The organism is Heyndrickxia sp. MSNUG (assembly GCF_049532715.1).
Taxonomy (GTDB): domain Bacteria; phylum Bacillota; class Bacilli; order Bacillales; family Cytobacillaceae; genus Mesobacillus.
Map to the genome: position 1 here is coordinate 1,517,317 of NZ_CP150978.1, position 15,047 is coordinate 1,532,363.

The following is a 15,047-nucleotide window of genomic DNA, read 5'->3' on the forward strand; positions in this document are numbered from 1 at the left end:
TAGCGAATGAAGCAAAAACCGTAGTGAATCCAATCGAAAGCGTAGTGATTATCTCTGATTTCGTAGTGAATGTATAAAAAGAATATGAAGTTGTCATTTTCACAGTGTGCTATTACATGTTTGAGGGTCGTATAGGAGTGGAAAAAACAAATATACCAATCCTATACGAAATGAGGTCTGTGATATGATACAAATTCAATCTAATTTAGAAGGAAAAGAGCTTTCTGTTGGAGAATTGAAGCAAAAATTGGAGCCAATTGGCTTTACGATAAATGGCAATTGGGAATATGACCATGCTTATTTTGATTATAAAATAAATGATGATCATGGCGACCAGCAATACGTCCGAATTCCCTTTCAGTCAACAGGAGGTTCATTAGATGAAGCTGGTACACTCGTTCAGCTTGGGACACCATTCATGCTGGATCATCAGTTTGAAACAGAAGTAGATGACGAAGGGAATGTTGGAGCTCTCTCAGGCTCCTTCAACCAGTTTAAGGAGCCTGCCGACAAGGATGCTCCTTTCCCAGATGAATATGTAGAACGAGGAAGATCTTTGGTCAGCAAGGCGGAAGAAGCTCTTGAAATAAAATAAATGAACTACAAAAGGCAGCTATCCTGGAAAATGGATGCTGCTTTTTTTCTTTTCCGAATAAGCATGATTTTTTTGAATATCCAAAATGCCCTAGACTATGCGTTTGCTCCTGCACCTAGAAAGATTAAAAAAATGCTATACTTGTTATCAAAGTTTGAAATCGGAGCGTGAAGTGTGCAATGGATGAGAAATTGTATTACAAAGATTCTTATCTTAAAAGTTTTACGGCAGAGTTAATCAAGCAGGGCAATGATGAATCTGGACGTTTATATGCTGTATTATCACAAACAGCCTTTTATCCGACAGGAGGGGGGCAGCCGTTTGATACTGGCAGTATAAATGGAGTAGCGGTTATTGATGTCGAGGAAGTCGAAGGGGAAATACGCCATTACTTAGCAGAACCTTTAGGTGAATGTGCTGCTGTGGAAGGATGTATTGATTGGGAGCGGCGTTTTGTTCATATGCAGCAGCACTCTGGCCAGCATATTTTATCAGCAGCTTTTGAGGAGTTATATCAATATAAAACAGTCAGCTTCCATCTCGGCAAAGAAACGCTGACGATTGACTTGGCTACTGACAATCTTTCAAGTGAAGAAGCGTCTGCTGTAGAAATGCTGGCGAACAAGGTCATCCTTGAAAACCGTCCTATTGTCACTAAATGGGTAAATAAAGATGAATTGAATCAATATCAACTAAGAAAAGAGCTTTCTGTTTCAGAGAATATCAGGCTCGTCATCATCCCGGAATTTGATATTAATGGCTGCGGCGGTACGCATCCAAGCAGTACTGGCCAGGTAGCCTCATTGAAAATATTAGGCTGGGAAAGGCAAAAGAAGAAAGTCCGTGTTGAGTTCGTTTGCGGAAATCGTGTGCTCCTGCAGCTTGAGAAGAAACACACCATCCTCCAGCAGCTTACATCCTTATTGAATGCTCCTGAGCAAGAGATGGCAGGAGCTGTACAGAAAATGCTTGAAAACCGGAAAGACCTTGAGAAGGCAGTTGAAGAGTCGCAGGAAAGACTTTTAACATATGAAGCTTCAGAAATAATTGAGCAGAGCAGCCTGGACTTGTTCAGCAGGGTGTTTCAAAACAGGAGTATTCAGGAGCTTCAAAAGCTGGCAAGATTGCTGATATCGATGGCAGACTCCAAAACATTCCTTTTTGTTGCTGAAAATGAAGACAAGCTGCAATTTGTCTTTGCACGCGGGAAGACGGCACAGGGGAATATGAAGGAATTGGCGGGTAAGGCAATGTCGCTTATCAACGGCAAAGGTGGAGGAAATGATTCATTTTCTCAGGGCGGCGGTGACAAGCTGTTGTCAGGAGAGGATTTTATGAAGCAGATCGTTGAAATGTACAATGATTAAGATTTTTCCATAAGGATAGAGCCTATTTTTGATATGGCACCATGTTAAGTGAAACCGAGAGCGTGAGATTCCGAACCATCCTTGAAAAGCGAGCAATGACAGTAGTGGAACTGAAGAAAGAATACAATGTCACACACAAGTTTTCGAATGTTTTATTACAAATTTTAGGAATATGAGCCTGGTTCATTAGAAGCGTTTATTAACCTTTAAATTGAATTATTGATTAATTAAAGAGAATATTGATTAATAACCAGACTTTTAACCTATTTTTTACAGTTGTAATGGATAAAGATGAAAGTTTTACCATTTAAAAATAGGTTTAACTCCCTCATAATGGAATTCAACCAGAGAAATAGGGGGAATCAGAATGTTTGAAATTGAAAAAGGATCTATTGAAGAAGCCATTATGATCCTGCAAAATCTCGGTTTGAAAATGAATGAATATGAGAAAGTGAATTCGATGATTTCTGTAGAAAAATACAAGGAATTGTTGGAGTTTACAATCGCCATTGCCACAAAGACAAGCGAAATTACCGACACTATTGATGAGATGATGGATGATATCCAAGCCAATATGTAAATATAAATTTAAGGAGCAGCCCTCATGAGTTGAGGCTGCTCCTTTTATTCTTTCAGCAAATCGTTTAATTGTTTTGTGTGCGGTCAATGTATTCGAATAAAAATGATTGTCCATTGCGATAGAATCTAGGGTCATAGACGCCTAATTTTTCACCATCATCGACAATGACGACAAATGGTGACCATTCATAGAGGGTGCGGGCTTCTGGTCTTTCCTTAAATAAGTTATTCAGATTGGCATTCTCAGCGGAGGTAAGTTCATACTGAAGTTTTTTATCAGAGAAAAGATTATCCTGGAAAATCGCTACTTTACTATCGTTTTTAGTGATAACGTTATAAGTCCATGGAATGAAATCAGCCGAAAGGGCAATTTGATCATATTCGTTTTCATATTGGTTGTAGATAATCCAGCCCTGGACACTCTGGACAATCACGTGCAGGACAATGAAAGCCCATGCGAATTTAAAATAATAAGAGCTTTTCATTTTATTTATCCTGGATGCGATAAACGCGACACCGATAATTGACAAGAAAACAAAATCGATGATTGGAATGGTACCAAATGATATTCTAATACTGGAAAATGGCTCTAGATAACCTGTTCCCCAGGCATTGAATAAATCACTCGTGTCATGGATCAATACTGCCAGCCACCCAAGGAAAAATAATTTTAGATCTTTTACGTTAAATAAAAGGTAAGATAGTAAAATAAATAGTGCAGCCCATATTGGAGTCAGGAACAAGGAATGAGTAATGCCGCGGTGCCACATCTGGTAGAGGCCTTCGCTATCCCAAAATCTTGAAACCACATCGATATCGGGAATCTGGCTGGCACCGAGCGCAGTCAGCAGGTAAGCTCTTTTTTTGGATTTTCCCATGTCTTTTTTATCAATGGAGCCATAAATAGCTAAACCGAATAATGTATGAGTAATTGAATCCATGGTCCACCTCCTCGAACTTATATTATAAGGCTTTTGGGAATATTTTAAAAAGTATTGATATGTAATTGCAGGATTGCAAACTTACCGCCAGAAAGATAAGATTAACTTTATGAGGAAATTTGCCTTTAAATAGAAAGGAAACATAAAAATCATGAAAAAATTAAAAGACGAAGTATTATCGCGCAGAACATTCGCGATTATTTCCCACCCGGATGCGGGAAAAACAACTCTGACGGAAAAATTGCTCCTCTTTGGCGGTGCGATCAGAGATGCAGGAACAGTCAAAGCGAAGAAAACTGGAAAATTTGCTACGAGTGACTGGATGGAAATCGAGAAACAGCGTGGTATTTCCGTAACCTCCAGTGTAATGCAATTTGATTACGACGGGTTCAAGGTGAATATTCTTGATACTCCTGGTCACCAGGATTTTTCAGAGGATACTTACAGGACTTTGACTGCGGTGGATAGTGCCGTGATGATCATAGACTCTGCAAAAGGGATTGAAGATCAGACCCTTAAATTATTTAAAGTTTGCCGCATGAGGGGCATTCCGATTTTTACCTTTATCAACAAGCTTGACCGCCAGGGGAAAATGCCACTTGAGCTTCTAGCAGAATTGGAAGAGGTTCTTGGAATTGAATCATATCCGATGAACTGGCCAATCGGCATGGGAAAAGAATTCCTGGGAATTTATGACCGTTTCAATAACAGGATTGAGCAATTCCGTGTAGAAGAAAACGACCGTTTTCTTTCATTGAATGACAATGGTGAGATTGAAGGAGAGCATAAGCTAAAAGAATCTTCGTTGTATGACCAAACTCTTGAAGAGATCATGCTTCTTGACGAAGCAGGAAATGAGTTTTCCGCTGAGCGGATTGCTGAAGGAAACTTGACTCCGGTATTCTTTGGAAGTGCGCTTACCAATTTTGGTGTTCAGACTTTCCTTGATTCTTATCTACAGTTTGCGCCCACGCCTCAGCCAAGAAATTCGACTGCAGGCGAAATAGATCCTCTTTCAGATGAGTTTTCTGGATTCATCTTTAAAATCCAGGCAAATATGAACCCAGCCCACCGTGACCGGATCGCCTTCCTGCGTATTTGTTCAGGGAAATTCGAACGCGGCATGACTGTTCAGCTTAGCAGGACGGGAAAGCCGATGAAGCTTGCGCAATCCACACAGTTCATGGCTGATGACAGAAGCACAGTAGAGGAAGCTGTTGCCGGTGACATTATCGGTTTATATGATCCAGGCACATACCAAATCGGCGATACAATTGTTTCTGGCAAGGAAGCATTCAAGTACGAAAAGCTTCCGCAATTTACTCCTGAACTTTTTGTCCGTGTATCAGCTAAGAACGTCATGAAGCAAAAGCACTTCCATAAAGGAATCCAGCAGCTTGTACAGGAAGGCGCAATCCAGCTGTTTAAAACAGTGAAGACAGATGAATATCTGCTTGGTGCAGTCGGCCAGCTTCAGTTCGAAGTATTCGAGGCAAGGATGCGCAATGAATACAATGTAGAAGTATTGATGGAGAGGCAGGGTTCCAAAATTGCTCGCTGGATCGAGGGTGACCAGGTAAACGAGAACCTATCAAGCTCCAGAAGCCTTCTTGTTACCGACCGTTTTGATAAAAAAGCCTTCTTGTTTGAAAACGACTTTGCATTAAGATGGTTCCAGGAAAAGAATCCAGAAGTAAAACTTTATAATCCAATGGATGCATAAATGTGTTGAGCCGGCTTTGAAGAAAGCCGGCTTTTTCTATTGGCAAATCCTTCAATAACAACTTACGTACGTACCAATTAAGAAAAATATAATAAAGCACCTGTTAAAAACAGGTTCAATTTTCCTATATGGATGGTGTTATTGTTATAATTAAATTGGACTAGATATTAAGGCTGGAGGTTCATTATGAAAAATGAGTGCATACAATGCGGATTGCCATTTCATTTATACGATACAGGTTATCTGTTTATCCGGAGTAAAAAGGATCATCCTAAATTCAGCAGATTTAATGAAGGCTGGTTAACAAAAAATTATCATTCGGTTGAGGAATTGGAAAGAATGCTTAAGGAAGCGTGCGGGCTTTTTGAGGAAAAAGAGGTCGAGGCAGGTATTTCAGAAAAGAATGTTATTCCTAAAATGAACATCAGTCTCCATTCTTTATATAGTCGTGTACGGGAACGTGCCACGGTTGAAATGATCAATCATGGAAGTCTTGTAAGCTACCTGCAGCCGATCATCAATCTAAAGAATGACCGCCAGCTTTATGGATATGAGTCTTTGTTGAGAACGGAATCACCAGAACAGGTACCTCCTGCAAAACTTTTCGGAACTGCTCATGAAGCAGGTCTGCTTTCCTTGCTGGATAAACGGGCGCGGGAAGCTGCGATTAAGGCAAAAAAAGAAAAAGTGCCAGCAGGGATAAAAAGCTTCATTAACTTTCTTCCATCAACAATATATAATCCGGAATATTGTCTGCAGCATACTTTCAGACTTGTAGAAAAATATCAAATCAATCCGGATGATCTTGTATTTGAAGTAGTCGAATCAGAAAAAATCGAAGATATCCAGCACCTAAAGAACGTCTTGAATACATATAAAAGGCAAGGCATGAAGGTTGCCCTTGATGATGTTGGAACAGGTTTTTCAACCCTAGAAGTCCTCGAGATGCTGAACCCTGATTATGTAAAAATCGATCGGCAGTATATTCATTATTGCGACGAGGTTGCAGAGAACCAAGAGTTTTTAACCAGAGTCATAGAATTGGCAAATAAACTTGATATTACGGTACTTGCAGAAGGAATTGAAAGAAGGGAAGAAATGGAGTATTGCCAAAAGATTGGCATCGATCTTGCACAGGGATTTTATATTGGGAAGCCTAGCTTACATACATCATACGCAGCAGCAGGTGTAAGGTAATCTTAAAAGCCGGCTTTAAGAATGATAAAAACGAGTGTGAATGGACGAATATCAGGCAAGCTAGATATAAGAATATAAAGAATGAATGAAATCTGTCTTTCAAAAAGGCAGATTTTTTCTTGACAATTAAATAGTAAAATACTATATTGATATTATGCATCAACGCTTTTATGCATAAAAGCGTTTGAGTGGAAAAGTAATAAAAAATAGTGTTGGCAGAAAAAAGTAGAATTGTCATGGGCAGCAGAAAGAGACTGGGTGGTTGCTGGAAATCCAGGCAGTGGCAAATTTGAAATACAGCTGTCGATTTGATGGCACTATTAATGAAGTGGGCAGGCATGTTTGTTTGCCAATTAGGGTGGTACCGCGGAGCTCCTTCGTCCCTAGACGAAAAGGAGCTATTTGTATTTCAGCTAATTGGAGGAATCAACATGTTAAATCACCAGCATGCAATCTCGTTAAAAACATCGGAAGCTTTTGCCGTAATCCTGCTTTTATTGTCAGGTATAAGTTATGGAATGATCAAGTTAGAACTAGTACCACATATACCGGTCATGCTCGCAATTGGAGCTCTGATCGTTTACGGATTGTTCAAGAAAGTAAAAATTATTGAACTCGAAAGCAGCATGATTGAAGGAGCAAAAGCAGGACTAGGAGCGGTCATGATTTTCTTCTTTATTGGCATGCTTGTGAGCAGCTGGATTGCTGCTGGAACCATTCCCACATTAATATATCTGGCGTTTGAGCTTGTTTCTGGAAAATGGTTTTATGCTATCGTTTTCCTTGTAACATCAGTCGTTGGCTTAAGTATTGGCAGTTCTCTGACTACATCTGCTGTCATTGGGGTTGCTTTTATCGCAGTAAGTGAAACGCTCGGTTTTTCATCAGCCATCACTGCAGGTGCTGTTGTATCTGGAGCTTTTTTGGGAGATAAAATGTCTCCGCTCTCAGATACAACTGTACTCGCATCTTCCACAGTCAAGGTTGATTTATTCGATCACATTAAAAATATGGCATGGACTACTGTACCAGCATTCTTTATCTCATTACTTTTATTTGCCGGGATGTCTCCGGAAATTGGCTCATCCGATTACAGCAAACTGAATGGTTTGCAGAAGGCCCTTACCGACATGAATCTTGTACACTGGTACTCTCTTATCCCTTTAATACTAATCGGTGTACTTGCTATAAAGAAGGTATCTTCGATATTGACACTCGGGGCTGGAACCTTTTCTGCAATGGCAATCAGCCTGCTGGTGGTGGAAAGATCTGAATGGGGTAAGCTGCCGGGTATTTTATACTCAGGCTACCAATCACAGAGTGGTAACGAACAACTCGATTCACTGTTGTCTCGTGGAGGAATTGAAAGTATGTTATTTTCTGTCTCGCTCGTACTACTAGCCCTGAGTATGGGGGGCTTGTTATTCAAACTAGGCGTTCTGCCTGCTTTACTGCAGGGACTCACGGCGAGTTTGAGGAAAGTCCCTGTCCTGATTGGTTCAGCAGCATTGTCTGCCATTGGGATAAATTTTATAATCGGCGAACAATACCTTTCCATTTTGTTAACAGGAAACACGTTCGCAGGACATTTCGAAAGAGCGGGACTACAGGCGAAAAACCTGTCACGGGTTCTAGAGGATGCAGGAACGGTCATCAACCCACTCGTCCCATGGAGTGTTTGCGGGGTCTTTCTTAGCGGAGTGCTTGGTGTAAATACAATAGAGTATGTGCCGTTTGCGTTCTTTTGTTTGCTGTCTCCGGTTTTAACGTTGGCGGCTGGCTTTACAGGCATGACGGTATCTAGACTAGAAAGGAAAGCGGTGGCCTAAGCTGCCGTTTTTTTTGTGCAATTTTCAAGTGTTTCGATGAGAGGGAGAATCCGATGGTAAATAGAGAGAAAACAGGTTCGGAGATCTTAAAAGTAACTTCCTGTTTTCCAGCAAGCGTTGGAAGAAAATGTGAACTTATGCGGAAGGGAAACGAATGTAAGAGTATTTTCACGGAGAATGACTAATTCTGCGATATGTAAAATGAATGTCTCAAAGTTTCATTAAGGCATCAATTGATTTAAAATGAAGTGTACGGTTTCTTTCAAATGCTCTATTTTGAAAAAGGGGTCTCTACATACTACATAGATGACATTTGCAATCTCACAAAGGCTTCACTATATTTAGGGTTGAATTAATTTGATACGTCCGGTCAGTCAGCATGTTTTTACAGCCGAAAGGAGTTAATATATGAAAATCAGCAATTTTTCGATCAGAAGACCTGTTTTTACGATTGTGACCATGTTTTTGGTCCTGATACTCGGTATTGTTTCAATGATGAGGATTCCACTAAAGCTGATTCCGGATATCAATCCGCCAGTAGGTGTGGTTGTCACAAATTATCAGGGAGCCAGTCCTGAAGAAATAGTTGAAAAGGTAACGAAGCCTTTGGAAGCCAGCCTGGCTACTTTGCCAGGAATTAAGACGATGACTTCCACCTCCCAGGAAGGTGCCAACCTGATCCTGATGCAATTTTCCTGGACAACCAATATTGATGATATCCAGGACGAGGTCATTCAGAGACTGGATATGGCACAGCTTCCAGATGAGGCAGATAAGCCGCGATTCCTTAAGTTCGATCCTTCGCAGTTTCCTATTATCCAATTGTCCTTAAGTTCTGATCAGGATGAACAATCATTAAGGGATTTGGCTGAAGAGCTCGAACTTGAGTTGACCAAAGTGGAAGGAGTTGCAAGTGTCAATCTTTCCGGGACCTCTGTCCAGGAAGTAAGGGTGGAATTAGACCAGCAAAAATTAAAGAAATATAAATTAAGCCAGTCCGATATTGTTGACTTGATCAGGGCGAATGATGTCTCGATGCCGGGCGATACCATTTTAACGAATGGAAAAGAGCTGACGACCAGGGTCATAAGTACGCTTGATTCTGTAGACACACTTAAGAACCTGACTGTATTTTCAAATCCAGTGACAAAGCAAAAGGTTAAGCTCCAGGATGTTGGCAAAGTTGAATTACAAAAACAGGATGACCGTACAATTACGCGAACGAACCAGTCACCATCAGTCCTGTTAAGTGTACTCCAGCAATCTGACGCCAATACAGCGGAGGTTTCAAAGGCATTCCTCGATGAGCTGGACAAGTTACTTGAGCGAGACAAATATGAAGGAATTAAATCTGAGGTCCTTTTTGATCAAGGTGACTATATCAAAATGGCCATTGGGAATATCTCTAACTCCCTTATTATCGGTGGGCTGCTGGCGATGGCGGTGCTGTTCTTTTTCCTGAGGAATGTGAAGAGTCCGTTAATCATCGGGATTGCGATTCCTTATTCTGTTATTTTCACATTCGTATTAATGTTCTTTGCGGATTTCACCTTGAATATCATGACACTTGGCGGACTTGCCCTAGGAATTGGCATGCTGGTTGATAATGCGATTGTCGTGATTGAAAATATTTATCGTCACCTTTCGATGGGCAAGGATCCAAAAACTGCTGCCCGTGATGGAGCGCAGGAAGTTGGAGGAGCCATTACGGCATCTACCCTTACGACGGTAGCTGTATTTTTACCTGTTGTTTTCATATCAGGAATTATCGGTGAGCTTTTCACTGAATTTGCACTGACGATTTCATTCAGTCTGCTGGCATCTTTGATTGTGGCCTTGACTGTTGTGCCAATGCTTGCAAGCCGGCTTTTAAAGGCTCCTAAAAAGAACCTCGAGGCAAGAAGGCAGCGTTCAAGTTCGATGAAGAGTTTGGAAAAGTCCGTAAGATGGGCTCTCCGCCACAGATTCCTTGTCATTTTGATTACCCTGCTGATGCTTGCTGGAGGAGGGTATGGACTGACTACTGTCGGGACACAATTCATTCCTGCAACGGACGAAGGATTTTTCAGTATAAGGGTGAAATTAGAAAATGGTGCTGCTTTGCCGGAAACGGAAAAAGTACTCGCTTCACTTGAGGATGAGTTAAAGGGTGAAGAAAACGTAGATGTTTATGTCAGCTTGGTCGGTACTACACAAGAAGCTTCCTTTAGAGGGACGACGAATACAAATGTCGGAGAGTTATATGTGAAGATGGCTGACCTTGAACAGCGAAAAATCAGCACATTCAAGTTTGTCGATGATAAAAAGCAAGAACTGGAACAAGCTGCAAAAAAAGCTAACAGCACCGCCGAGCTCAGTTTTAATTTACAATCCACATCTGGTTCAGCGCCGAATACGCTCACATTCAGTGTCCGGGATACGAGTGAGAAACGACTGAATGAATCGGTGACAAAAATATACGATTCACTCAGAGAACTAGAAGATGTCAATGAACTATCAACGAGTCAAAATGAAAAAGTGGATGAAATTAAGGTAACAGTCGACAGGGAAAAGGCACTTGCCCAGGGGCTAGCTCCAGCGCAGATTGCCATGATCGTGAATGATGTGACCAGAGGGAGCATGGCAACACAAATGGCAGGTAATGACGGGGAAATCCTCGGGGTATTTGTTGAGTATGATCGTGCTGTTACGCAAAATCTTGATAAGCTAAAACAATTGCTGATCAAGAAGCCGGATGGGACCTATGTTGCTTTAGGACAGGTGACCAATATCAAAACTGGCAGCGAACCTGTTAAAATTCAAAGGATTAATCAGCAGGATGCCGTTGAATTTACGATGAAATATAAATCATCAACTAACCTTGGAGCTATCTCGAAAGAAGTAGACAAGAAAATTGATGAGCTTGATTTGCCTGATGAAACAGAAGTTGTATTCAGCGGGGACAGGGAGCTTCTAGAATCATCGATTGATGATTTAGTGCTAGCGTTCGTCCTTGCAATCATCTTAGTTTATCTCGTGATGGCGGCTCAATTTGAATCCTTGAAATATCCGTTTGTTATCATGTTCACTGTACCTTTAATGGTCATAGGAGTTGCAATAGCATTGACTTCGACACAAACTCCGATCAGTTTGACAGTGATTATAGGTATTATTGTTTTGGCAGGTATCGTCGTAAATAACGCAATCGTAATTGTCGATTATATCAACCAGAAGAAAGAACGAGGGTTGAATCCACATGAAGCTATTGTTCTCTCTGTTAAAGACAGGGCAAGGCCAATCCTGATGACTGCCTTAACGACGATATTAGGACTGGTCCCTCTTGCGCTTGGTATTGGAGAGGGTGCAGAAATCAATCAGCCAATGGGAATTACCGTGATTGGCGGCTTGATCAGCAGTACATTCCTGACACTGTTTGTTATCCCGGTCATGTATAGCTTTTTTGATAAAGATACAAGAAGGATGAACAAAATGTATGCGACTCCTGATGGACATTTGGTGCCTGCATACTTGCTGAAGGAGCACACTGACACAGAATTCGAAAGAAATAACGAAGAAAAGACTACCCTTATCCAGCAAGGGAAATATTCAAAAGAAGAAATGGCCGGAATGCTTGAAGAACTACTTCAACTGGTAAAAGAGGATGGAGAGTCAAAAACTAACAGGGATTTAAGAAGACGTAGATAATTTAGTCAATAGGTGTTTGGTGACTATGCTGCTTAGCATGGTTATCAGGCACCTATTATTTTTTGGGAACACTTTCCCTCAACTATCCAATTGAAAAATTAAAATTCAGAATAATCAGCAAAAAATTTTGCCAAATACAAACGCTTACAGATAAAATAAAGCTAATTACATTAAGGAGGATATATATGGAGAACGGATATTTTTTTACAGGCTTCCCAGGATTCATCAGCAATCAACTGATAAGAGAGGTGCTTCGGAAAAACAACGGAAAAGGAAAAGTATATGTACTTGTCCTTCCATCCATGACAGAGAAGGCGGAGAACGAAAAGAAGTCCATAATAAATGATTTCGCATTAGCTGAGGACCGTTTTGAAATTATTACGGGAGACATTACGAAGCATGGTTTGGAGATAGAAACGCAAAAAAGTGCCTATTTACATGAATCGGTTACCCATGTTTTCCATCTTGCTGCAATATACGATCTGGCAGTGCCGAAGGATCTCGCGTTTCTAGTGAATGTTGAAGGCACAAGAAATGTTAATGAATGGGTAAGGAACTTGCGAAATATAGAGCGCTACACGTATTTCAGCACAGCATATGTAGCTGGCAAAAGAGAAGGGGTTTTATACGAAAATGAATTAGTTAAGCCGGCTGAATTTAAGAATTTTTATGAAGAAACAAAATATGAAGCTGAAATATTAGTTGATGCCTTAAAAGCAGAAGTCCCTGTCACCATCATTCGTCCAGGAATTGTAAAAGGACATTCAAGGACCGGGGAAACAATAAAGTTTGATGGTCCTTATTTTATCATGAATTTTATCGACCGCTTAAGCTTCATGCCTTTCCTGCCACGGCTTGGAAAAGGCGATACCGTTGTAAATCTTGTTCCGGTCGATTATATTATTGAAGCAACAGCCTATTTAACCTTCTCAGAAAAAGGTGCAGGCAAGACCTATCATCTTACTGATCCAAAGCCATATAAAGTCTCGGAATTATATGAAATGATGATGGCTGAATTGATGCAAAAAACCCCAAAAGGTTCGATTCCAATAGGATTGGCAAAAGCTGGTCTGAATTTGCGCGTTTTTAGAAAATATCTTGGAGTAGAAAAAGAAGCGCTCGATTATTTTACATGGAGAGGTTATTTTGACTCAACGCAAGCCCAGGAAGACTTAAAGGACTCGGGGATTGAATGCCCCGATTTTAAGGATGGCATCTCGGCAATGGCCTCATTTTACAAGCAAAATAAGCATGAACCTCATTACCAGATAAAAATTATATAGGCAGGTGAATGAACGTGCATTCAGTTGAACAAGTCCCAAAATTAACCGTCATTGCACCTGCGACAGGACAGCTAATCGCTGAGATTGAGGAGACTCGGATTCATGAGGTCCCGCTCTTTTATCAGCGAGGAAGAAATGCTTTTGCAGCGTGGAGCTGCATTTCGATTCCTGATCGCTTAAGATATTTTAGAAAGCTGAAACAATTGATGGTTGATGAGATGGACCAGATTGCCAGAATCATATCCGATGATACCGGGAAGGTGCTGACAGAGGCAATCGTTGCGGATATCATGCCTACACTTGATGCGATCGACCATATTATCAGGCATGCTGAAAAGGTGCTTAGCCGCCAAAAAGCAAAAACGCCATTCTTGTTAATTGGCAAAAAATCGTACATTGAGTACATGTCTAGAGGGGTAGTGCTGGTCATCTCACCATGGAATTATCCGCTCCAACTGGCAATGGTACCAATGGTAAGCGCTTTGGCCGGCGGCAATTCAGTGATTTTAAAGCCGTCAGAGGTCACTCCGCTCGTAGGGAAATGCATTGAAGATCTATTTAATCGTTCAGGGTTTCCTGAAGGAACTGTCCAGGTTGCGCATGGCGGCAAAGAAGTAGGTGCAGCTTTTACCGAGGGAAAACCTGATTATATATTTTTCACCGGTTCTGTCCGTACTGGCAAAATCATTCAGCAGCAGGCAGCAAGGGATTTAATCCCGACCACACTGGAGCTAGGCGGAAAAGATCCGATGATTGTTTTCAAGGATGCTAATTTAGAAAGAGCCGCAAAGGCTGCTGCATGGGGAGCTTTTACAAACAGTGGTCAGGTTTGCATGAGTGCAGAGCGCCTGTACGTGGAACGTTCTATCTCTGATGAATTTCTTGAGTTGCTAAAATCAGAGGTCAGGAATTTGACCCAGGGAAGTGATGAAAATGCAGATGTAGGTTCCATGACTTTCCCGGCTCAGAAGGATATTGTGAAGGCACAGCTGGAAGAAGCCTTGGCAAGAGGAGCAAAGCTTGAAACAGGCCTCGAGCCTGTAAATTGGCAGGAAGGAATGTTCCTTCCCTTGACTGTCGTAACACATGTTGAGCAAGATATGAAAATTATCCAGGAAGAAACGTTTGGACCTTTACTGCCCGTAGTACACTTCGACACTGAGGATGAAGCTGTCACTCTAGCCAATGGAACGGTTTTTGGTTTAAATGCAAGTGTCTGGACCAAAGATAAAGAAAAGGCAAGAAGAGTGGCATCCAGGCTGGTTTCCGGAGCTGTCGTCATCAATGATGTCATCATAACTGTTGCGAACCATGGTCTACCATTCGGAGGAACAAAGGATAGCGGGATTGGACGATATCACGCTGAGGGGGGACTGCGAATATTTTGTCATGAAAAAGCGATTATGGAAGACCTCGGCTTAATGAATTCCGAAATACAATGGTACCCATACAAAGGGAAATATCCTCTTTTTCTAAAGTTATTCAAAAACTATTTCGGAGAAAAAAGAAATTGGCTGTCATTTGCCAAAGACTATTTAGCTTTACTTAAAATAAAATAACTATAATGCCGTTCCTTTGATAAAGGAATGGCATTTTTATGTATTGGCTAAATATATTTAACAATTTTTTGGAAAAATGATAGTTGATGGTCTTAATTGGACACTCTAAAACCATCAGGAGGGTGTGCTGAGTTTTATGAAGCAGGCTATATTCGCAAATCGCTGTTTACGGCTTAGCACATGATTTTTCGATCGTCTTTCATACCTTGAGTTCAATCGTGGAGGAATATATATAAAACACAAAGGTGCGAAAAGAGCTAAATAAAACGATTAAAGGATGAATCTAGAGT

General features: G+C 41.0%; 10 protein-coding genes. 9 read left to right on the top strand and 1 reads right to left on the bottom strand.

Annotated features, from left to right (window positions below; translation table 11 throughout):
• The first annotated feature begins 184 nt into the window (after positions 1-184).
• The 3 genes from AABM38_RS07430 to AABM38_RS07440 all read left to right on the top strand — a co-directional run bounded on the left by AABM38_RS07430 (position 185) and on the right by AABM38_RS07440 (position 2,542).
• On the top strand, positions 185-595 hold the full coding sequence (locus AABM38_RS07430; protein WP_423409817.1) for a YugN family protein: 411 nt from the start codon (positions 185-187) through the stop codon (positions 593-595).
• A gap of 179 nt (positions 596-774) precedes the next feature.
• Positions 775-1,962 carry an alanyl-tRNA editing protein gene (locus tag AABM38_RS07435; RefSeq protein ID WP_423409818.1) on the top strand — a complete coding sequence of 396 codons (1,188 nt, stop codon included), beginning with the start codon at positions 775-777 and terminating at the stop codon, positions 1,960-1,962.
• Between the two features lie 367 nt (positions 1,963-2,329).
• Positions 2,330-2,542, top strand: coding sequence for a hypothetical protein (locus tag AABM38_RS07440; RefSeq protein ID WP_423409819.1), 213 nt, complete (start codon positions 2,330-2,332; stop codon positions 2,540-2,542).
• 64 nt (positions 2,543-2,606) lie between these two features.
• Here the strand turns inward: AABM38_RS07440 and AABM38_RS07445 are convergent, their stop codons facing one another.
• Positions 2,607-3,482, bottom strand: coding sequence for a metal-dependent hydrolase (locus tag AABM38_RS07445; RefSeq protein WP_423409820.1), 876 nt, complete (start codon positions 3,480-3,482; stop codon positions 2,607-2,609).
• Positions 3,483-3,633: 151 nt separating this feature from the next.
• Here AABM38_RS07445 and AABM38_RS07450 point away from each other — a divergent pair, with 151 nt between their 5' ends.
• From AABM38_RS07450 to AABM38_RS07475, 6 genes are all read left to right on the top strand, one after another.
• A complete protein-coding gene (locus AABM38_RS07450) occupies positions 3,634-5,205 on the top strand; it encodes a peptide chain release factor 3 (RefSeq protein ID WP_423409821.1) in 1,572 nt (523 codons plus the stop codon).
• Positions 5,206-5,391: 186 nt separating this feature from the next.
• On the top strand, positions 5,392-6,402 hold the full coding sequence (locus AABM38_RS07455) for an EAL domain-containing protein (protein WP_423409822.1): 1,011 nt from the start codon (positions 5,392-5,394) through the stop codon (positions 6,400-6,402).
• 431 nt (positions 6,403-6,833) lie between these two features.
• Positions 6,834-8,231, top strand: coding sequence for a Na+/H+ antiporter NhaC (nhaC, locus tag AABM38_RS07460; protein ID WP_423409823.1), 1,398 nt, complete (start codon positions 6,834-6,836; stop codon positions 8,229-8,231).
• Between the two features lie 408 nt (positions 8,232-8,639).
• Positions 8,640-11,915: an efflux RND transporter permease subunit gene (locus AABM38_RS07465; RefSeq protein WP_423409824.1), complete on the top strand. Its 3,276-nt coding sequence runs from the start codon at positions 8,640-8,642 to the stop codon at positions 11,913-11,915.
• Positions 11,916-12,100: 185 nt separating this feature from the next.
• A complete protein-coding gene (locus AABM38_RS07470; RefSeq protein WP_423409825.1) occupies positions 12,101-13,198 on the top strand; it encodes an SDR family oxidoreductase in 1,098 nt (365 codons plus the stop codon).
• A gap of 14 nt (positions 13,199-13,212) precedes the next feature.
• The gene (locus AABM38_RS07475; RefSeq protein WP_423409826.1) at positions 13,213-14,757 is read left to right on the top strand and encodes an aldehyde dehydrogenase family protein; all 1,545 of its coding nucleotides are present in this window, start codon (positions 13,213-13,215) and stop codon (positions 14,755-14,757) included.
• The last annotated feature ends 290 nt before the right edge of the window (positions 14,758-15,047 follow it).